The sequence below is a fragment of the Acinetobacter bohemicus ANC 3994 genome, from assembly GCF_000367925.1.
GTDB lineage: Bacteria > Pseudomonadota > Gammaproteobacteria > Pseudomonadales > Moraxellaceae > Acinetobacter > Acinetobacter bohemicus.
Window position 1 is genome coordinate 527284 of sequence record NZ_KB849164.1, and the last position, 20777, is coordinate 548060.

A 20777-nucleotide genomic window follows, 5' to 3' on the forward strand; every position below is an offset into this window, starting at 1 on the left:
AAATGTTATTGAAACCTAGCGCATTACGCGTTTGAATAGCGGCATTGAGTTTTTCAGAACATAATAAATCAATGACAACACAATCTACTGGATGGAAATCAGCCTTTACTGCATTTCTAGATCGCCGTGCGCTTATTATGCTGTTTTTGGGTTTTTCGGCAGGTATTCCAATCTTACTGATTTTTTCAAGTTTATCTTTATGGCTTGGAGAAGCAGGAATTGATAAAAGTGCAGTCACATTTTTTAGCTGGGCTGCACTGGGTTATTCCTTCAAATTTGTGTGGGCACCGTTAATCGATGAATTACCTGTGCCTATACTGACCAAAATATTAGGGCGACGTCGCGCATGGTTGCTCATTGCTCAGGTGCTAATTATCTGTGCCATTTGTATCATGGCATTTTCCAATCCTGCATTAGGTCAAAGTTATCTGTACCAAATGGCAGTGGGTGCGGTGTTGCTCGGTTTTTCTGCGGCAACACAAGATATTGTCATTGATGCTTACCGTATTGAGCTGGCTGAAACTCAAATGCAAACGGTGCTTGCCTCGACCTATAATGCAGGATATCGCATTGGGATGATTGTGGCGGGTGCAGGAGCGTTATTTTTAGCAGCGTCTTTAGGGACTGCGAAAGGTAACTATATCTATAGTGCATGGAAAATCACCTATTTAGCCATGGCTGCGGTCATGTTGGTGGGTATTATCACCACATTGGTGATTCGTGAGCCACAAGTTAATCGCATCTATAAAGACTATAAACGTACCGATTACTATCGTTTGGTTGCAGTCTTTTTTGTGGCCGTGATTAGTTTTGTACTGAGCTATATTTTCTCTGGTACTTTAACTGAAGCATTGAAATCACAATTTGAAATTTCAGATTCTTTGTTACTTTTTTGCTTTGAAGCCTTACGTTTTATTGGCTCTGCTGTTGTTGCCTTATTGATCGGTTCATTGCTGGTGAAAATGGGTGCTGTAAATAAGCAAATGGCATTTGAAACTTGGGTTAACCCGATTGCGGATTTCTTTAAGCGTTATGGCGTTAAACTGGCATTGGTGTTGTTGTTATTGATCGGTTTTTATCGCATTTCTGACATTATTGCGGGGGTCATTTCAAATGTGTTTTATCAAGACCTGAACTTTACCAAAGAGCAAATTGCCGAAGCCGTTAAAATCTATGGAGTGATTTTCAGTTTGGTGGGTGGTTTTTTAGGTGGCTTACTGGCACAGCGCATGAATATTATGAAGTTGATGTTTGTCGGTGCGGTATTGGCCAGCTCAACCAATCTTATTTTTATCGGGTTGGTCAAATCAGGGCAGCAACTCAATGAGGTGAATGTCACAATCGGTCAACATCGTTATCAGGTGCAGTCTGATGAAGTCGGATATTGGAAACTCAAAGTACCAAGTCAGGTGTTGGCACAAGCAAATGAAGTGCAGGTCTCAGTACAATATCAAGATGCTTCGCAAAATCCAGTCACCGCCACTTTGCCTTATTTAAAGCTTGCTGATCAACAATCCAGTATGCAAATTTTGCCAGTGACCAGTGACAATACCATTACCTTGCATGAGCGAAATAATAGTTTGGTGGTTCGTGGTCAATATGTTGGACCGACCTTATCTGAATCACAAAAAATTATCTTAAAATTAGATGATCAAAGTTTTGATGCCAATCTAGATAAAATGGGTGTATTTAGTGCGGCAATTCCAGCCGATACTTTGGTGAATTCTGCTTCAAAGCAACTCGTTGCGGAAGTTGTTGAGAACAATAAAATCCTTGTCAGTACTCAGCACAGCTATGCTGCCAATATGCACTTAACCACTGCTAAAGATTTAGATCTTAATATCGATCCTTTGGCTGCGGTGAATCCTCAATCTGCCGATGAAGTGGAAATTACAGGCAAGGTGATTAAACCGTATAGTTCTTTATGGTTATATTTCGCCATCATTGTGGATAATTTGGCTTCAGGACTTGCTGGTGCGGCGTTTATTGCATTCTTATCCAGTTTAACCAGTGTGTCATTTACCGCTGTGCAATATGCCATTTTTAGCTCACTCATGACCTTAACCCCTAAGATTTTAGGCGGGTATTCGGGTACTATAGTGAGCAATATTGGTTATCCGAATTTCTTCCTCATGACTGCGTTAATTGGTATTCCAATTTTAGTTTTAGTGGTGTGGGTGGCGAAGTTATTAGGTGAACATCAAAATGCAAATAGTAAATAAGGATGAATAAGATGCGCATGCTGCATATCATGTTACGTGTAGGCAATTTAGAACAATCTTTAGCGTTCTATACGGAAGTACTCGGTATGACTTTGCTTCGTAAGCGTGATTATGAAGAAGGTCGTTTCACTTTAGCCTTTGTTGGTTATGGTGATGAAGAAAATCATACGGTATTAGAGCTTACGCATAATTGGGATACGACAAGTTATGAGTTAGGCAATGCCTATGGTCATATTGCCATTGCGGTGGATGATGCTTATCAAGCTTGTGAAGAAATTAAAGCACGCGGTGGTAACGTGGTACGTGAAGCAGGGCCAATGAAAGGTGGCATCACAGTTATTGCTTTTGTTGAAGATCCAGATGGCTATAAGATCGAGTTAATTCAGCAAGATGTAAATGCTCGAAATAACTAATGAAAAAAGTGGTATAGATAAACTAAATATTCAACATTGAATTGAAAAACTAGCTTTATTTACCCAGCCCAGTAAGATGAAACTTTACCACTAGGTAAACTCACTTATTGGGCTTTTTTATCTTTAAATAATTACAGGAAGTAGCAATGTTAAAACTATTGGCATTGGATCGCTTTACCATTTTACTGATTGTGATGGTGATCTTGGCAACGATTGTTCCAGTATCTGGTTTGGCTGCAAATATTTTTAGCGTCATCACTTCGGGTGCAATTGCGATTTTATTTTTTTTACATGGTGCAAAAATTTCCAGAGAGGCGCTTGTCGATGGTGTGATGCATTGGAAGTTTCATCTGGTTGTTTTTGCTTTTACCTTTGCATTATTTCCAGCTTTAGGTTTGATGGCTAAGCCCGTTTTGTTGCCGATTTTGGGGCAGGAATTGTATTGGGGCTTTTTATTTATGTGCTTTTTGCCATCGACGGTACAATCTTCTATCGCTTTTACTTCTGTTGCGAAAGGCAATGTTGCCAGTGCAGTATGCAGTGCTTCATTTTCTAATCTGATCGGAATGTTTATCACGCCAATATTGGTGAGTTTCTTTATTTTAGGTCAGTCTCAACAAGGCTTTGACCCAACCTCATCGATTATTAAAATTACTTTATTGTTATTGGTGCCTTTTGTCTTGGGGCAGCTACTACGTCCTTATGTTTATCCACATATGTTGAAAACACCCCATTTGGTCAAATTTTTCGATCAGAGCACCATTTTGATGGTGGTCTATGGTGCTTTTAGTGGGGCAGTGGTTGCTGGACTGTGGACAATCGTCAGTTGGCAAACCTTATTGATCCTGACTTTGGTTTGTTCAATATTCTTAACTCTGATTATGCTGTTGGCATTTTATATTCCCAAATGGTTGGGGTTTAATAAAGCAGATCAAATTGCGATGTTCTTTTGTAGTTCTAAAAAAACCTTGGCTAGTGGAGTACCAATGGCACAGATTTTATTTATTGGGCAGCCTTTAGGCTTGATTGTTTTGCCGATTATGATCTTCCATCAAATTCAGTTGATGGTCTGTGGTGTGATCGCGAATTATTGGTCGAAACATCCAGTATCTGAGCTGCAAGAATAATTCGCTATCTTATATTTTTTGCCGTATAATCACGCCCACTTGTTGTGCTTAGCTCTGACGGTATCCGTCTCGGTGGGCCAAAAGAATGGTCTGTTGTGGTGTTGATCTCGCTTTTCTTTGGAAAGCTTTTTCCTCTAATAATGAGAGTGATCAATTGCGATGACAGCATAAGCCTTTCTTAACTTAGGAGTAGTCGACCATGCGCGCCGATATCCACCCAAAATATGAAAAATTAGTTGCTACTTGTTCATGTGGTAACGTAATCGAAACTCGTTCAGCGATTGGTAAAGAAACTGTTTACCTAGACGTATGTTCTGCATGTCACCCATTCTATACTGGTAAACAGAAGAATGTTGATCAAGGCGGTCGTATTGACAAGTTCAAACAACGCTTCTCTGGTATGTCACGTTCTATCAAACGTCCTGACTAATACCGTTAGATGTAAAAAAACGGGCATTTTGCCCGTTTTTTTATAGCTGAAATTTATATTGCAGAAAAAATATACAAGACCTATTGGTCTTGTACATCAATAAGATGATCGAGCTTTTTCTGGAAATAGTCGCCTTGAATAAAGCGAGCATCCACATTCCACGCATTTGCAAAAAGTGTCATGTCATTTAAATCACGCAGCATAATTTCAACGGGTTTAATTTCATGGAACATTTGGATTTTTTCTTGTAACTCTTGTGTAGATTGTTCTGACTGTAGCATTTTAGTCAGACTGAGGTGTAATGTTAAACAGTTAACATCGAGTTGACGTGCAGCAGATTCACTATAAATGCTGTTACCAAAGTCTCTTAATGATACTTCAGCACCAAATTGGCGTAATTGTGCGATATGCTTTTGTGCATCAGAGATGTTCTGAGTTAGGTCTTCTTCTGAAAATTGTAAAATAAGTGGGTGAGTTAATTTACTTCGTACAATCGTAATCAATTTGGAGATAAATTCAGGGAAAGTACGGTCGTGCAATAATACTGCTTTATTTAAATTTACAATCAATTTTGCTTCAGGATATTGAGTAATGAAATTATGCAGTTGTTTACATGATTCGACTAAAATCCAGCGATCCAATTTAATTGATAATTCATCATCTTCTGCCAATTCTCTTAAACTGGATAAATCTTTCCAGGTATTTTCAAAAATAAAGCCACTCGTTACTTCATAAGTATATAAATTGGTGTCTTGTTTATCATAGAGTTGTTGATATTTTAGATGAATTTCGCCTCGGTCTAAGCTGTGTTGTAAAGCGCGAATGAGTGCAGATTCAGGTACGGCATCTACGGACTTGATTTCCTGCTGCTGTAATTCAATTGTTGGGCTGTCTATACGGGTTTCTAATTCGAGCTGTGGTGTAGGCTCATTTTTAGGTAAAACAGTACTGTAAGCCAAATTAATGAATTGTTCGAAGTGGTTTTCATCACGTATTTCAGCATCTAAAATTGAATAACCAATTCTAAGATTCAGCGGATAAGTGGATTGATTGATGGTTAATAATTGTGGTTTGCTTAATGAGTTTAAGCCAATCAGTTTAGATTCTAATTTTGCTTTGGATTCTGCTTGGAACAAACCAATAAAAACACCAGTCGCAATTTGAAATAGTGGGGCATGCGTTTGATCTTTTAAAAACTCATTGATCTGACTGAAATAATTTTTTGAAGTGATCCAGTCACCCTGAAAAATAATTTCAGGGCATGATGCTAAAGAGAACAGCACCAACGCATTAATATTAGAGGGTTGTTTGGTGATTGTTCGATTGATCAACTGATATGTATTGGGCTTTTGTGTGTTTTTCTCAGTTGTACTGGCAGTTATATTGCTTGATTCTGAATTTTCAATATCAATGGTAATTTGTAATGCATCTTCATCTGTAGAAGGCAAAAATTCAATTTTAAGCGGATTTGGAATAGCAACGTGATTATTTAATGTGGTGATATCGAAACGACCGAAATCAAATTGACCTTGGGTAATTTTTTTAAACCGCAACTTAAAGTCATTTAATTCTTTGGGTTGTAAAAGATCAAGCAAAGGAAGACCAACAATATCCTCCTCATTTTTTATTCCAAATAGAGCTAAATATTCAGCATTGGCCTGAATATGAATGCCTTCTTGAATCAGCGCAATGGCTTTATTGCTCTCTTGTGCTAAAGATTGAGCTTGGGTTTGTGCTGACTCTAACTCATTCATTAAATGCTGTTGAGTAAGAAGTAGGCGGCTCAATGAAAGTGCGCGGAGTAAGCCAATATAGAAACGATCTAGATAATCTAGATTTAAAATGTCATAAACGCCTTTACGAATATAACTCGCATATTGATCTGCCTGATAATTATCGGGTTTTAGCAGAATAATCGGTAGGTTAGGCTGTTTTGATAATTGGATTAAGCTTAAAGCCTGTTCATACTTTAAGTCATAGGCACGACCAAAAATGACCAGATCCCAATTTTGATGTAATTGTTTCTCAAAATTTTGTAAATCATCAAGCAATGTTGCCTGTACGATATGTTCGTTCGATATTAAAAGATCACGAATCTGATTAAAACGTATTTGATTATCATCGATAATGAGTAAACGTGTCTCGGTACGTTTTAACTTTTTAGACAATAATGGATTTCTCACTTCAATGCTTCCCATAAATCATGATTCTTGATTTCATTTATTTGTTTATTGATAAAGTTTTTAACTAGAATTTCTTGTTGATCATTCAGGAGCTCAAACTCAAATCGGATAAAACTTTGTGTAATCAGTTGCGCTTTGGTGAGATAAATTTTGAGTTCTTCTTTTCCTAAGCGCAAATGAATGGTTTGTTTTTCTCTAAACAGGTGTGAGCCTGAGACAATTAAACTGGTCGAAATATTATCCAGTTGAGCAGTTTGCACAATCAATGCTGGTTGATAATTATTGTTATGACGCTCAGTTTTGACCATGACTGAACAGGGGAATAAATCTTGCGCCAATACTTCCAGGCCAAGCTCTAAACTTTTTTCTGTCGACTGTTTAATCCAACGAATTACACCACCACGCCAAGGGCTATTGGTGTTTTCTTGAATGAGAATAAATTCACCTGTTTTTAAATTCGTAGGTGTAATCCCTGTCCATTTAATTCTGTAACCATTCACACTAATATCAAGAACGTCAGCAGAATAAATTTGTTTAGCTTCTCGATCGAGGGTTTTAGCTGTTGTGATTTCAGCAGGAATATTGGAATTCATTGAATTAATAAAGGTACTTTCATTTTGGAATTGATAATTATTTTCTAAATCCAAAGTTTCATGAAAGTTTTTACCTTTCGAGAGGTAAAAGTGTGCCACGGCAAGACTAAAACATATTTGTAATTGCGCCGAATATTCGTAACGCTCATAGCGACGTTCGGTATTGGTTGTCAGTAAGTTATGAATATGAAAATGTAATGCAGGGGTTAAGAAAAGCTTTTCATTACGCGATAAATAGCCAGTTTTTTTCGACTGAGTTTCAGACAAATGATCCAGTAAACTTTGAGTTGAAATATAGATGGTCGGTTTATATAAACTAGATTGATCCGTATTGAAAACAGGCGGATGATCTTTGTTGATGTCGATAATATAACGTGAAAGCGTCGTTTCTTTAGATAAGATGTGGACCAGTTTTGCCCAATCAAAGCTACACAAGTATAGGCCTTGCATTTCAGAAGGGCGAATTTGATGCGTGTTGAAAATATCGAGCAAAATAAGCTGTGAGTAAGCCTGAGTAATGGTTTGTAATTGGTGTTGAGTATCTAAAATCTGATTGATATTCGTTTGATAAAAATTGTTTTTAATCGCACATTCAAGCAGTTGGTGCGCGACTAACCATTGCCCAAATAAAGGCGTGCTATAGAGCAAATGTTGCTGATAAAGTAACAGTGAGAGTTGTTGTAATGCGTAATAGGTCGAAACCATTCTGGCAGTTTGTAAACTTTTCTTTTGATTAAATGCAAACAATGAAAATTTTTGCAAACTTAATTGTGTATTACATCTTTTGGAAATATCGATATAAATTTTTGCAAAATGGCTGCGTAATAACATCGCCAATTCAATAATTTGATCATTACGATCAGAGGTGATAAGGCTTTGATTAAAAAAATGTTTTTCTAAACTGATCAATACATTATCAATCGTTGGATGCAGGATTTGAATTAAATCAAAACGAAGCATTTCTGGGCATTTAAGTTCTGAAATTTCGAGTAACGCATTGAAAAGTTCTTTTGAAGAATTCCCGAGTTGTAGAATGGATAAATTAGCTACCCATTCTTGCAGACCTTTTGCGTTAGATGGACAAAAGCTCAGTTTTTCCAACTTTAACTCTGTTGGAGTTTGGAAGATATCTGAAGTACTCATAAGCATCGTTATTATTTAACTCAAAAAGTTGAAACCCCAAAAAGCGGTGTTTTGTTTTTTTCGCCCGCTATTTCCCTAACGAGTTTAGGAACCAAATATCCAGGAAGGTTCTCTAAAACATCTTTATATATAAGATTAATCTCTTTAGGACTTAAGTCAAAATGATGCGCGCCTTTTACTTTATCTAATACATGTAAATAATATGGCATTACACCTGCATCAAACAAACGATAACTTAAATCGACTAAAACCTGTGCAGAATTATTGATTCCCTTTAATAAAACTGCTTGGTTGAGCACGGTAATTTGCTGTTGAACTAATAGCGAAAGCCTAGCGCAAGTCAAATCATCAAGCTCAGCTGCATGATTTGAGTGTACCACTAGAATAATCCGTAGCCTACTGTTTTTTAATAGAGAAACAAGCTCTTCATCGACACGGTTGGGGATTACGATAGGAACTCGTGAATGAATTCTCAAAAATTTAATTTGCGGTAAAGATTCTAAACGCTCAATCCATAGTTTTAGTTTTCGATTTGAGAGCGTAAGTGGATCTCCACCACTAAAAATGACTTCATTGATATCGGGTTGGCTTTCAATATAATTTTTAATGTTTAGCCAATCTTCATTTTTAGGTAGATTTTCTTGATAAGGAAAATGACGACGAAAACAATAGCGACAGTGAACTGCACAAGCACCCGTTAAGGTGAGTAAGAAGCGAGATTTATATTTGTGTAATACACCCGGTTGTTGATTGGCTTGTTCTTCACCTAATGGGTCTGTCACAAAGTCAGGGTAGTCTTCGAGTTCTAAGTGATGAGGTAATACTTGCAGTAAAAGGGGGTCAAGTGGATCGCCAACGGTCATTTTTCCGACAAATGCACGGGGAACACGTAATTTAAACTGTTCAGAAGCAAGGATTGCCCCTGATAATAATTGCTCAGGACAGAGCTTAAGCACCTCAAGTAACTCTAAAGGGTCTGTAATAAGGTCACTGAGTTGAGATTGCCAGTTTTGCTCTTGATACAAATAGTTTATCATGCCGCATGTAAAAAATGATGCTAGTCTAGCATTAATAGATTTAAGTTAGTAAGTTTGGAGTGAGCCTTTCATGGCCAATTATTCGACAAATGATTTTAAAGCTGGCCTAAAGGTCATGCTTGATGGTAACCCATGTTCAATCATGGAAAATGAATATGTGAAACCTGGTAAAGGTCAAGCATTTAACCGTGTGAAATTACGTAATCTTAAAACGGGTAAAGTTTTAGAAAAAACATTCAAATCCAATGAAACACTGGAAGGTGCAGACATTGTAGAAGTTGAAATGGATTACCTTTATAACGATGGCGAACTCTGGAACTTTATGGATCCAGTAAGCTTCGAACAAATCACAGCGGATAAAACTGCGATGGGCGATGCTGCTAAATGGTTGAAAGACGATTCAAACGAAAAATGTACTATTATGTTGTTCAATGGTATTCCATTGACAGTTAGTGCACCGAATTTTGTGGTCTTGAAAATCGTTGAAACTGATCCAGGTGTACGTGGTGATACTTCTGGCGGTGGCGGTAAGCCTGCTAAACTCGAAACTGGTGCAGTTGTTCGTGTACCATTATTCGTACAGCAAGAAGAAAGCGTTCGTGTAGATACTCGTACAGGCGATTATTTAGAGCGTGCATAATGGTTTAAAAATAGACTATTATCGAAAGGGATGATGAAAATCGTCCCTTTTTTTATGCCAGAAGATTAAATGAAAAATAAAACATAAGGAGTGCCATCACAAAGGAGCAAACAGCAGTAAGCCGAACAATAAAAATGAACGCTGATTTATGCAGAATAGATGAGGGATTGACATGGAAACGACTCAACCGAAGTTATCAATAACTTCAAAAATAGTATGGCTTTTAGTCGCAGTTTTAGGTGCAGTATCATTTGGGACGCTTGCACTGAGCAGAGGTGAGCATGTAAATGCAGTTTGGCTGGTTTTAGCCGCCATTTGTATATATAGCATTGCTTATCGTTTCTATAGTTTATTTATTGCGAATAAAGTTTTTGAACTTAATGCCAGACGCTTAACACCCGCACATCGTTTAGCCGATGGCTTAGATTATGTTCCGACCAATAAATATGTTTTGTTTGGACATCATTTTGCAGCAATTGCTGGTGCAGGACCGTTAGTGGGTCCTATTCTAGCCGCACAAATGGGATATTTGCCCGGAACCATTTGGTTGTTGGTCGGTGTGGTCCTTGCTGGCGCTGTACAAGACTTTCTAGTGTTGTTTATTTCAACCCGTCGTGATGGGCGTTCATTAGGTGAAATGGCGAAGCAGGAATTAGGTTCCTTTGCCGGAATTGTTGTCATGCTGGGTGCATTAGGTGTGATGATAATTATTCTTGCCGTATTAGCACTGGTGGTTGTAAAAGCACTCGCACATAGTCCTTGGGGCGTATTTAGTATTGCGGCAACCATTCCGATTGCATTGTTCATGGGCGTATATATGCGTTATATCCGTCCAGGCAAAATTGCAGAAGTCTCGCTTATTGGTTTTGTACTGATGATGGCGGGGATTGTTTATGGTGGAAATATTGCAGCCGATCCGTATTGGGGACCTGTGTTTACGCTCACTGGAACGCAATTGACATGGTGTTTGATTGGTTACGGCTTTATTGCTTCAGTATTACCTGTGTGGTTATTGCTTGCGCCACGTGATTACTTATCGACATTCTTGAAGATTGGTGTGATTGCAGGTTTAGCGGTGGGTATTATGGTGGCATTACCAGAAATGAAAATGCCTGCTGTCACGCATTTTATTGATGGTACGGGCCCTGTTTTTGCCGGATCGATGTTCCCGTTCTTATTTATTACGATTGCGTGTGGTGCAATTTCAGGCTTCCATGCTTTGGTTTCTTCAGGAACTACACCCAAACTGGTCAATAACGAAGTGGATATTCGTATGATTGGTTATGGTGGTATGTTGGTGGAGTCTTTCGTTGCTGTCATGGCGATGATTTGTGCCACTATTTTAGAGCCAGGGGTTTATTTCGCAATTAATGCCCCTGCGGCAGTTTTGGGTACAACGGTTGAAAGTGCAGCTGAAGCTGTTCGTACTTTAGGCTTTGTGGTAACACCTGAAGCCCTGACTCTACTTGCTCAAGAAGTGGGTGAAAGCACAATTTTATCACGTACGGGTGGTGCTCCAACATTTGCGATTGGGATGGCACATATTATTACGGAAATTTTTAATAACCGTTCAATGATGGCGTTCTGGTATCACTTTGCGATTTTATTCGAAGCATTATTTATTTTAACCGCAGTCGATGCGGGTACGCGTGCGTGCCGTTTCATGGTGCAAGACACCGTGGGTATCGTGATTCCTGCGTTGAAACAATCGCACAATTTCTTTGGTAATATGATTGGTACTGCTGTCGCTGTATCGGGATGGGGCTTCTTTGTTTATCAAGGTGTGATTGACCCACTGGGTGGTATCAATAGCTTATGGCCTCTATTTGGTATTGGTAACCAAATGCTTGCTGCAATGGCGCTAATTTTGGGTACGGTCATCCTATTCAAGATGAAGAAAGAAAAATATGTTTGGATCACTATTTTCCCAACTATTTTCTTATTTATTACCTGTATGACGGCAGGTTGGCAAAAAATCTTCCATGAAAACCCAAAAATTGGTTTCTTGGCACAAGCCAACCGATTCTCTGATGCGATTGCGCGTAATGAAATTTTAAAACCAGCCAAAGACATTGCCGAAATGCAAACCATTGTGTTCTCTAATCAAATCAATGCCGTACTTTGTGGTTTCTTTATGATTGTGGCAATTGTGATGTTGTTTGCTGCAATTGGTGTGATTCGCCGTGCCTTGGCAGATCCTAATCCAAGCGTGCATGAATCAGAAGCTATTTACAGTGATGAAATTTCAACAGGAGAGGTGAAATGAGTCTAAAAGATCAAATTCGCCAAAAACTGGCTTTGGGGAAAATTATTAAATTTACTGTGCTTGCACAGCCCAAAAAATTATTAATGTTAAATGGCATCAAAACAATTCAAATGATTTGGCAGCGTCTACAGCAAAGTTTTCGCTTGATGGTGGGCGTGCCTGATTATCAGACCTATTTAGAGCATATGAAAAAGAATCATGCTGATTTAGTGCCCATGGATGCCAAAACATTTTACCGTTACTGTGTCGATGCACGTTATCCAAGTGCGAATGGTGGCCTGAAGAAGTGTCCTTGTTAGTTTTGAACCCGTGTTTGTCAGAAATCTTTTGATTTCTTTGGAAAAATAAAAAAACGGTGTATGTTACTCATGCACCGTTTTTTTATTGGGGACAAGAGTGTGATTTGGGGGACGAATAAAGTTCAAAAACAAGAACTCACGCATGAACAGCTAGAACTGAATCATCAAGTTGCATCTTATGCTTTAAAGATTGAAACATTTTTAACTCAAATTAATCGCATTATTTTAGATAAAGAAAATCAAACTAAATTGGCTTTGAGTTGTTTGTTGGCAGGTGGGCATGTGTTGTTTGAAGATTTGCCAGGGTTAGGAAAAACGACATTGTCGAGTGCCTTATCACATCTTACTGGGCTTAAATTTCAGCGGATTCAGTTTACCAATGACATGCTGGCAAGTGATGTAATTGGTGTAAATATGTTTAATCAAAAAGAACATCAGTTCACGTTTAAACAAGGTCCAATCTTCACCCAAATATTATTGGCCGATGAAATTAACCGTTGTAGTCCAAAAACGCAAAGTGCTTTACTTGAAGCGATGGAAGAGGGCTTAGTGACTGTGGATGGTGTGCGTTATCCATTACCACAACCTTTTTGGGTCATTGCCACACAAAATCCACTGTTTCAAAGTGGTACTTATACGTTGCCAGAATCGCAGCTCGATCGCTTTTTAATGCGTTTGTCGTTGGGCTATCCATCACGTTCAGCAGAAAAACTACTGTTACAACAAAATTCACGTTATGCCTTAATTTCAACACTCAAGCATGTGTTTAATGAGCAAGAAATTTTAGCGATGCAACAATTGGTTAATCAGGTGCATATGGCCGATACTGTGTTGGAATATCTGCTCAATCTTGCCGATGAAACCCGTAAGAAACAGCACGGATTATCGACCCGAGGTTTATTGGCCTTGAAAAAAGCCGCACAAGCCTTTGCCTTTATTCAGCAACGTAGCTTTGTGACGCCAGATGATGTACAGGCGGTATTTGTTGCTGTGGTTGCCCATCGTATTGGCTTGAGTGAAGCTGAAGCCATGCAGTTGATGCAGCAAGTGCATATTAGCTAAAGGAAGATCACTTTGAGCAAGCCTTGGCAAAAATGGTTGGCGGCACGTTTTCAATTTGAAAAAGTCAAACAACTCTCGCAAAAAGACGTTCTGATTTTTATCTATCAACAGGGTTATCTGTATTTGGTATTGATCTTGATTACGTTTATTGCAGGAGTGAATTATGCCAATAACTTGATTTTGGGTTTTTGCTTTCTCATTAGTGCCATTTTATGTATTAGTTTTTATTTAACTTTTAAACAATTACATGATTTAAGTATTGAAGTCTCTGTTGCTGAAATAGGGCAGGTTGGCAAGAGTGTTGAATTGCAATTACATTTTCAACAAGCGCAAAAGCACGCACGCTATTTATGGATTAAAACTGATCAGCATTTAGAAAAAGTCCTGATTTCAGAACTCAAAGATAAAATCACGCTTGCTTTTTTGCCTGAAAAAAGAGGGAAGTTTCACTATCCAACCTTACAAATTTATTCAGTTTATCCCTTTGGGTTGGTTCGGGCATGGACTTATTGTTATTTAAAAGAGCATGCTTGGATTGCACCCAAAGCTGCATTTTATAGTGCTGAAAATAAACAGCATAAGCATAATTTTGAACCTGATATGGATGAATTTCGTGAATTGCGTAATTTCCAGTTGGGGGATGCCTTACAAGCGGTGTCATGGAAGCAAGCCGCACGTGGGCAAGGCTTATATATCAAGGTATTTGAACAGCATAATGATCAAAGCAATATTGAAATTCATTATGCCAATATGCCCAGTACAGAACATGAAGAAAAGCTGAATTTAATGATGGGATTGATTGAACAATGTGAGCAGATGCAATGTGATTATGCGGTGTTTTTACCACAAGCTGAATTATCTGTAGGCATGGGCGAAAATCAGTTAAGACAAGCAAAAAAACTTTTGGCACAGGCTTAAATCATGATCCATGCTGATATTAGAACATCGATTTTAATCACAATGGGATTGGTCTTCATTGCACAGGTATTTTTTAATCCTGTTTTATTAAGTGCTATTTTTGCGCTGATTCTGCTTTGTTTATTTTTTAGTTTAAAAGATCAGAGCAAAGCCATTGCTAAGATGTGGACATTTGCACTGACCATTTTAGCTTTAGGCACGATTTATTTTAGTTATCAAAGTTTTTTGGGGATTGAAGCAGGTGTTGCTGTTTTATCGACTTTCTTGTTTGCAAAGGCTTTAGAAACAAAAAATAATCGCGATGTTATTGTTTTGTTTAATTTTGCTTTATTTGTGAGTGCAAGTTCCTTTTTATATAGCCAATCCATCTGGATGGCGCTGATAATTGTACTGTGTTTATTAAGTTGTTTAATTGGACTTTATCGCCTACAAACCAGTGAGTTTAAATCATTAGAAAATCAATCGACAGCATTAAAAACTGATGCAAAACATGTGGCTAGATTTTTAATTTTGGCTTTGCCTTTTTTTATTTTACTGTTTGTATTTTTTCCACGCTTACCACCACTTTGGCATATTCCAATTCCAGAACAAAAAAGTGTCACGGGGATGAGCGATAGCATGTCACCCGGTGATATTGCTCAGCTTTCACAATCCACAAGTTTGGCTTTTCGAATCATTGGTAATATGGACCAACTTCCGTCACGCAATGAATTGTATTGGCGCGCGATGGTTCTAGATCAATATGATGGAAAAACATGGACCAGCAGTTTTATCAATCAACAGTCCATTTTAGCAAATACGTTCTCTGAAAAATCAAAACGTGGTTTTGATTATCAATACTTGGCTGCTGATGCACGAGTGATGTGGGTGATGGGCTTGGAAAAGTCAATTCCACTCGAAACAGAGTACCAATTAAAACAAGACTGGGGTATTACGCCAGTTCGTCAAATTTTGCGTAATCAACCGGTTAAATTGCATTGGTTGGGTAATACTGAGTTACCAGAGTCCGCCTTATTTAAATCGAATCTATTGAAAAAAATGAATACCCAAATGCCAGAAGCATTGGATGAAAAATCACGTCAATTTGCATTAGAAATGTTTACACAAAGTGGTCAGCAACCCGATCGATATGTGCGCAATATTTTGCAGTGGTATAAGGAAAATGGCTTTGTATATACATTGTCACCCGGTTTATTAGGGGGGAATCGCATCGACGAATTTTTATTTCAATCTCGACAGGGCTTTTGTGAGCATTATGCTTCGAGTTTTACCATGCTAATGCGTTATGTTGGGATTCCTGCACGCGTTGTCATTGGTTATCAGGGCGGGCAGCTTGCACCCGATCAAGCGAGTTGGGAAGTTCGTCAGCTTGATGCACATGCATGGACAGAAGTGCAATTGCATGGAAAATGGCAACGCATTGATCCCACAGCGATGATTGCTCCGCAACGGATTGATGGGGGTATGCAAAATTATATTGAAAATGATCGTAGTATTTTAGGCAATAAAGAGCAAAAATGGAAATATCAACGATTTACTATGTTGAAAAATTTACATATTTTGAGTGACTATGCAAGTTATCAATGGCAAAGTAAAGTCCTAGGATATACTGCTGAAAAGCAGCAAAGTTGGTTGTCAAAATTAGGTTTGCATTCTGCTTATGCGAGTGCACTGGTCTTGTTATCAAGTATTGTGGCAGTAATTATTCTTTATTTTGTTTGGATTTATTATCGTAACAGACACCATGTTTCTGCATATGAGCAAGCGATTCAACAATTTTCTAAGCAATTGCAACAAAATTTACGTAAGCAACCCGCTGAAACTTTTTATATGTGGATGCATCGTTTGGCGGAATGGGTTGAAAAAGATCAACAACCGATCTTTATACAAACAGCGGAATATTATCAACAGCAACGGTTTTCATGCGAATTTAATGATCAACAAGCAATGAAATTTAAAGCGATGCTTAAAACTTGTGCATCTGCTTTAAAAAACAATAGAAAGCCCTTGTCTTAGAAAATAAAAGTGAATATGATTCACAACACTTAGGTGTATAGCTCAGTTGGTTAGAGCGCTACGTTGACATCGTAGAGGTCAGCAGTTCGAGTCTGCTTATACCTACCAGATATAAATCAAAGACTTATAAGCTAATCAAATGCTTATAGGTCTTTTTTTTGCTTATTTGTCGCATTTTATATTGTGTCAGACTTGGCTAACTTGGTGAAAAATGGCAGTATTTCTTAGCCATCTGCGACTAGTTTGCGACAAAATGAAATTACCAGTACCTAGAAAAAGAGGTGAGACATATACAATTACTGTCTCATATCAAAGTAAAAGATATTACTGTACCCGTGATACGGCCAAAGAATGTGAGCAATGGGCTGCACTTAAATTATTAGAATTAAAAACACAAACTAGAATTGAAAATGGAGAGGTTAAACCTAAATTTTCTTTTAGAGATTTAAACAATAAATATTATGAGAGCGTTGGCCAATGGAAGGAATCTAAATCATCACGTGCTTGGATCAAAGGTCAGCACAACAATTTTGAGAGTAAATTTGGTGCATTGGCACAAAAATCTATTTATGACATCACTCCGAAAGATTTAACAAATTGGCGCAACAAAAGACTTCAACAAGTGGGTGAGAATACAGTTCTAAAAGAAATTTCTCATTACAGTGCAATGTTTACTTATGCACAAAAAGAGCTTTTCATTTTGAATGAAAATGCTTGGATGCAAATGACGAAGCCCAAAAAACCTAAAGCACGTTCACGTCGTATTCATATATCTGAAATTGAACTAATACTTAAAGCATTAAGTTATGAGATGGGGCAAGTACCAGTTTTGCCGCAGCATTATGTTGCTTGGGGCTTTCTGTTTGCTATTGAAACGGCAATGCGTCGTGGTGAAATCCTTTCAATGGAAAGGAAAGATATTTTTGATGGGTATGTTCATTTACCTAAAACTAAGAATGGAGATCCGCGTATTGTTCCATTGTCTGAAGAAGCAAAAGAATTATTGAAACTGATTAAGCATGAAGGGCGTAGAATTATACCGCAGTCAGAAAATGCCTTTCGGTTAATGTGGGAAAAAAGGAAAACTGCCGTGGGTCTGAATAATTTACATTTTCACGATACAAGGCATGAAGCCATTACACGTATGGTTCGAGTTAGAAAATTACCCGTTGAGGTTCTGGCTAAAATTACTGGTCACAAAAAAATTGATGTACTTGTGAATACTTATTACAACCCGAATGCAGATGATTTAGTTGCAGCTTTTAATGGATAGAAATAAGCCCACTTTATAGTGGGCATTTTGTTAGTTTTTACGTCTTGATCCACGTCTGAATTTAGGATTTCTGAGAAGGGCATCGGCAGCATCGGGATCGTACATATGTTTGCCGTTGCTCCCTTGGTTGATAGATATACATTTGGTTCTTATTGTTTCGTCAGAATACCCGTATTTGGCAACAAGTTCGGAAACCGATACTAATTTACGTTTTTCAAGTTTAAGAGCCGTCACAGTACCACCAAGAAGAATTTGACCAAGAACAATTTGAGGTGCAGAGTCAGCTTCAATTGTTACGATGAATTCAGCCATTAAGTTTAGCTCCTCTAAATTTAGTCGTCGGATGTTGTAGTTCTACGTTAGGATCGTGTTGCATAGTTTTCGTCTCCTGATTTAGTGATAGCTTCTATTTGTTCACTTAAAAATTATTTAGGTTTTTTAGGCTGTTGGTTGAAGTATGGGTTTGTGAAAAGCCAACATTTAACGACACGTTCTCTAATGTCCGTTGTGGCATTTTTAACATCATCTGCTGGGAAGTTTTTAGACTTCACAGGCTTATTCATATCAATGAATTTATAGCGACGACTTGAGCGAAGTAGGCTTCGCATTTCATTGATATCTGGTAAAGATTGATAGTTTCGAGCAGCAACTTTGTAGACTTCATTTAGATTGATTGCGATGCTTTGTGCATCCTGGTCATGATGATTCAAACTGAAGGAAGCACTGCGACTGACATTCATATATTCAAACGCATCCCAGAATTGCTGTACTTGAGGATGGTCACTGCCAAGCTGCTCTATACGCTCACGTGCCATCGTTTCTAAAATACGTTTAGCATCACAAATTTCATCCAGATCTATCACACCTTTTAAAACGTGTTCTGAAAGAGCATCAATCATTGCTGATACTTGTGCATGACAAAGAGCGATACGAGTATGAGTAATGCCTTTTTGATGAAATTCTTCTTCAAGACCTTGGATATTGTCTGAATAAGTTTGCAGAATCTTTGCTTCATTTTTTAGGCAATGCGTCATATAGGTACATGCTTCTGCAAGTTCTATACGTGATAAACGGTCGGCAATTCTTTTCTTATCGAGGTTATGGCCTTTAGTGGTCACAGTAAGGTGCAAAGTCCGTGATAGAATCGCTTCAGAGGCTTGAATAGGCGTATTCTGGCTAATCATGATGGCACCACGGAATGGTGGCTCATAGGTTTCATTGCCTGCGGTTTTTAAGCCTTTAGAACGAATTGCACGACCGTTAAAAGCATCTTTAAGTTCATCCCAACTGAACTTTGCTTTTTGAGTACCACCATTTTGATCGTTACGATCACCCTCGATGAGGACGATGGGCATATTTGATGCTTGGGCAAAGTTACGATAAATCGCCACACTGGTTGATTTGTTTGGGTCAAAGCCTTCATAAGCTTCACGACCACTGAACTTCCATAATAATTCTAGTAAAGTCGATTTACCTGCACCGGCTTGCCCTACAAATTCGAAGAAAGGATAGGAAGAATTTAATGCGCGGATTTGTTCAGCAAAATAAGTCCCTGTCCACCATGCCAATATGATTAAGCCATTTGCACCATTTAAAGTGTAGAAGTCTTTCCACCATGTAGGTGAAAATTCCTTTTTAGGGTTAAGTGTTATCACTGGAGAATTGGCTAAACTTTTTAATTCTTTTTTTCCTGTTTTAAAAAAATCATGTTCATTTTTGTGGATAACTTGACCGTTATGCACAGCATATTGATCAAAGATATAGGCTTGATAATCTTTGCTATAACCAATGAAATCAATCGTTTTTACTTCACGTAATTTTTCAGTTTTACGTTTAATAAAGGTTTCAAGTTGTTGGTCACTGCCTGTCCACATGGCACCTGAAAGCACTGACATGACACGGGGTTTAAATTTACTGCGTGATGCCATGTGTTCTGCTGTAAATGTGGTTTTGGTTTCACCCCAAGGACTTTGCAAATGAAAGTAATACCAAGATTCATCGGTGATTTCGTTGCGTTGGAAATACAGTGGTTCAAGTTGTGCATTGCAGATTTCTTTAGCTGAAGAACAGGTTTTTAATGCCTGAATACGAACTTCTTCTTCTGACAGCATTTGCTCTTGTTGAGTTTCTTCAACATATTGGACAGCTTTGTTATATTTTTCATAATCAAGTTCCCACCAGTAGGTGCGGAAATGGTGATTAAAAAAGAATTTACTAAGATTGCTGCCATAAAAGTTATAAATCAGTAGGCCTGCTTCTTCAGCCGTTTCTACAATTTGTAATTTGCCGAAATGGATATATTTCTCTAGATCCTTTTCGTTCAGTTGTTCACGCTGGAAAAGGTCGTTCCAATCCAGTGATTTACCATTTATAGGTGCAGGAGGTAGAGCAGCAGTAGAAAGCCATCCATCATCTATTGCATGTTTATGATGCTTTGATAAAAATTTTTTACCTGCTTTATCATTGTCTAATGCCCAAACTAAACGAGGCTTATCTTTATTCAGTTCATGGCAGCGTTTTTTAATTGCATCTAATAATTGAGTTGGATAATTACCACTGTTCATATTACTCAAGCTAATAATTTGAGACTGTGAAAGGGCGATGCTGTTAAAGATGCCTTCTGTAATCCAAATACTGCCTGCATGACAGAGTTCATCTAAATTATGGATTGACCAAGCTAAGCCTGTCCATTTACCAATGAAATTGGCTTTCTGACGACCAAAACGATCTGGTCGGTCGATGATACGTTCCCAATAAATACCTTCAGCCAATTTAAAGCGAACTGTGGCACTGACGAGGCTTTTATTTTTAGGAGATTGATACAGTTCTTGGCTATAGCGACCTTTTAAATTTTTAAGATCAAAACCACGACCTTCTTTTAAATATGCATCTGCTGCTGCATTTGGATTTTCTGGTGTTCTAGGGTGATACTCAGTCCAGTCCTTAAAAAATTCTTCGCAAATATCTTTAACGTATTCTTCGTAGCCACATTTATTGATACGCCCACACTTCACCATGCGTGGTGTTTCAGCATGTGTATAGAGTTCTTTTTCATTACAGCTAGGACAGCGGCCTTCGCGATACCATTCACCGACTCTTTTAAAACTGAAAAGTTGGTTGAGTCTGTCATCAATACGACGTTGGAGATCCATTTA

Annotated in this window: 16 protein-coding genes and 1 tRNA gene; 12 read left to right on the forward strand and 5 right to left on the reverse strand. The window is 38.1% G+C overall.

Going from position 1 to position 20777, the window contains the following annotated elements; genetic code table 11:
* Positions 1-71: 71 nt before the first annotated feature.
* The 4 genes from F994_RS02415 to rpmE all read left to right on the forward strand — a co-directional run bounded on the left by F994_RS02415 (position 72) and on the right by rpmE (position 4192).
* On the forward strand, positions 72-2222 hold the full coding sequence (locus F994_RS02415; RefSeq protein WP_004648448.1) for an AmpG family muropeptide MFS transporter: 2151 nt from the start codon (positions 72-74) through the stop codon (positions 2220-2222).
* Between the two features lie 11 nt (positions 2223-2233).
* Entirely contained in the window at positions 2234-2635 is a 402-nt protein-coding gene (gloA, locus tag F994_RS02420; RefSeq protein ID WP_004648449.1) for a lactoylglutathione lyase, read from the forward strand.
* Between the two features lie 146 nt (positions 2636-2781).
* Positions 2782-3762, forward strand: a complete 981-nt coding sequence (locus F994_RS02425) for a bile acid:sodium symporter family protein (RefSeq protein ID WP_004648450.1) — start codon at positions 2782-2784, stop codon at positions 3760-3762.
* Positions 3763-3961: 199 nt separating this feature from the next.
* Entirely contained in the window at positions 3962-4192 is a 231-nt protein-coding gene (gene rpmE / locus F994_RS02430) for a 50S ribosomal protein L31 (RefSeq protein WP_004648451.1), read from the forward strand.
* An 80-nt stretch (positions 4193-4272) separates the two neighbouring features.
* Here the strand turns inward: rpmE and F994_RS02435 are convergent, their stop codons facing one another.
* Genes F994_RS02435 through epmB form a run of 3 tightly spaced genes read right to left on the reverse strand, consistent with a single transcriptional unit; the run spans position 4273 to position 9148 of the window.
* The gene (locus tag F994_RS02435; RefSeq protein ID WP_004648452.1) at positions 4273-6390 is read right to left on the reverse strand and encodes an EAL domain-containing protein; all 2118 of its coding nucleotides are present in this window, start codon (positions 6388-6390) and stop codon (positions 4273-4275) included.
* On the reverse strand, positions 6372-8117 hold the full coding sequence (locus F994_RS02440; protein ID WP_034696480.1) for a hypothetical protein: 1746 nt from the start codon (positions 8115-8117) through the stop codon (positions 6372-6374). Before F994_RS02440 ends, F994_RS02435 begins: the two co-directional genes overlap by 19 nt.
* Positions 8118-8131: 14 nt before the next feature.
* Positions 8132-9148, reverse strand: coding sequence for an EF-P beta-lysylation protein EpmB (gene epmB, locus F994_RS02445; protein WP_004648454.1), 1017 nt, complete (start codon positions 9146-9148; stop codon positions 8132-8134).
* A gap of 70 nt (positions 9149-9218) precedes the next feature.
* On the opposite strand from epmB, the gene efp reads away from it, so the two are divergent.
* From efp to F994_RS02485, 8 genes are all read left to right on the forward strand, one after another.
* Positions 9219-9788, forward strand: coding sequence for an elongation factor P (gene efp, locus F994_RS02450; RefSeq protein WP_004648456.1), 570 nt, complete (start codon positions 9219-9221; stop codon positions 9786-9788).
* Positions 9789-9960: 172 nt separating this feature from the next.
* Positions 9961-12054 (forward strand): carbon starvation CstA family protein, encoded by a 2094-nt coding sequence (locus F994_RS02455; protein WP_004648457.1) that lies wholly within the window; start codon positions 9961-9963, stop codon positions 12052-12054.
* Positions 12051-12353, forward strand: coding sequence for a YbdD/YjiX family protein (locus tag F994_RS02460; RefSeq protein WP_004648458.1), 303 nt, complete (start codon positions 12051-12053; stop codon positions 12351-12353). Before F994_RS02455 ends, F994_RS02460 begins: the two co-directional genes overlap by 4 nt.
* 69 nt (positions 12354-12422) lie before the next feature.
* Positions 12423-13415, forward strand: coding sequence for an AAA family ATPase (locus F994_RS02465; protein ID WP_051061092.1), 993 nt, complete (start codon positions 12423-12425; stop codon positions 13413-13415).
* A 12-nt stretch (positions 13416-13427) separates the two neighbouring features.
* Positions 13428-14333: a DUF58 domain-containing protein gene (locus tag F994_RS02470; protein WP_004648460.1), complete on the forward strand. Its 906-nt coding sequence runs from the start codon at positions 13428-13430 to the stop codon at positions 14331-14333.
* 3 nt (positions 14334-14336) lie between these two features.
* Positions 14337-16349, forward strand: coding sequence for a transglutaminase TgpA family protein (locus tag F994_RS02475; RefSeq protein WP_004648461.1), 2013 nt, complete (start codon positions 14337-14339; stop codon positions 16347-16349).
* Positions 16350-16380: 31 nt separating this feature from the next.
* Positions 16381-16457, forward strand: a tRNA-Val gene (locus F994_RS02480).
* A 145-nt stretch (positions 16458-16602) separates the two neighbouring features.
* Positions 16603-17622 carry a tyrosine-type recombinase/integrase gene (locus tag F994_RS02485; protein WP_004648463.1) on the forward strand — a complete coding sequence of 340 codons (1020 nt, stop codon included), beginning with the start codon at positions 16603-16605 and terminating at the stop codon, positions 17620-17622.
* Positions 17623-17652: 30 nt separating this feature from the next.
* Here F994_RS02485 and F994_RS02490 read toward each other — a convergent pair whose 3' ends face one another.
* Together F994_RS02490 and F994_RS02495 are read right to left on the reverse strand one after the other, a co-directional pair.
* Entirely contained in the window at positions 17653-17934 is a 282-nt protein-coding gene (locus tag F994_RS02490; protein ID WP_004648464.1) for a hypothetical protein, read from the reverse strand.
* A 113-nt stretch (positions 17935-18047) separates the two neighbouring features.
* Positions 18048-20774, reverse strand: coding sequence for a toprim domain-containing protein (locus F994_RS02495; RefSeq protein WP_004648465.1), 2727 nt, complete (start codon positions 20772-20774; stop codon positions 18048-18050).
* Between the last annotated feature and the right edge of the window lie 3 nt (positions 20775-20777).

Excerpts from the sequence above, each read along its gene's own strand:
- F994_RS02455 (WP_004648457.1), top strand. The coding sequence starts at position 9,961 with ATGGAAACGACTCAACCGAAGTTATCAATAACTTCAAAAATAGTATGG.
- F994_RS02485 (WP_004648463.1), top strand. The coding sequence starts at position 16,603 with ATGAAATTACCAGTACCTAGAAAAAGAGGTGAGACATATACAATTACT.
- F994_RS02460 (WP_004648458.1), top strand. The coding sequence starts at position 12,051 with ATGAGTCTAAAAGATCAAATTCGCCAAAAACTGGCTTTGGGGAAAATT.
- F994_RS02435 (WP_004648452.1), bottom strand. The coding sequence starts at position 6,390 with ATGGGAAGCATTGAAGTGAGAAATCCATTATTGTCTAAAAAGTTAAAA.
- epmB (WP_004648454.1), bottom strand. The coding sequence starts at position 9,148 with ATGATAAACTATTTGTATCAAGAGCAAAACTGGCAATCTCAACTCAGT.
- F994_RS02415 (WP_004648448.1), top strand. The coding sequence starts at position 72 with ATGACAACACAATCTACTGGATGGAAATCAGCCTTTACTGCATTTCTA.
- F994_RS02475 (WP_004648461.1), top strand. The coding sequence starts at position 14,337 with ATGATCCATGCTGATATTAGAACATCGATTTTAATCACAATGGGATTG.
- F994_RS02440 (WP_034696480.1), bottom strand. The coding sequence starts at position 8,117 with ATGCTTATGAGTACTTCAGATATCTTCCAAACTCCAACAGAGTTAAAG.
- gloA (WP_004648449.1), top strand. The coding sequence starts at position 2,234 with ATGCGCATGCTGCATATCATGTTACGTGTAGGCAATTTAGAACAATCT.
- F994_RS02425 (WP_004648450.1), top strand. The coding sequence starts at position 2,782 with ATGTTAAAACTATTGGCATTGGATCGCTTTACCATTTTACTGATTGTG.
- F994_RS02495 (WP_004648465.1), bottom strand. The coding sequence starts at position 20,774 with ATGGATCTCCAACGTCGTATTGATGACAGACTCAACCAACTTTTCAGT.
- F994_RS02465 (WP_051061092.1), top strand. The coding sequence starts at position 12,423 with ATGCACCGTTTTTTTATTGGGGACAAGAGTGTGATTTGGGGGACGAAT.
- efp (WP_004648456.1), top strand. The coding sequence starts at position 9,219 with ATGGCCAATTATTCGACAAATGATTTTAAAGCTGGCCTAAAGGTCATG.
- rpmE (WP_004648451.1), top strand. The coding sequence starts at position 3,962 with ATGCGCGCCGATATCCACCCAAAATATGAAAAATTAGTTGCTACTTGT.
- F994_RS02490 (WP_004648464.1), bottom strand. The coding sequence starts at position 17,934 with ATGGCTGAATTCATCGTAACAATTGAAGCTGACTCTGCACCTCAAATT.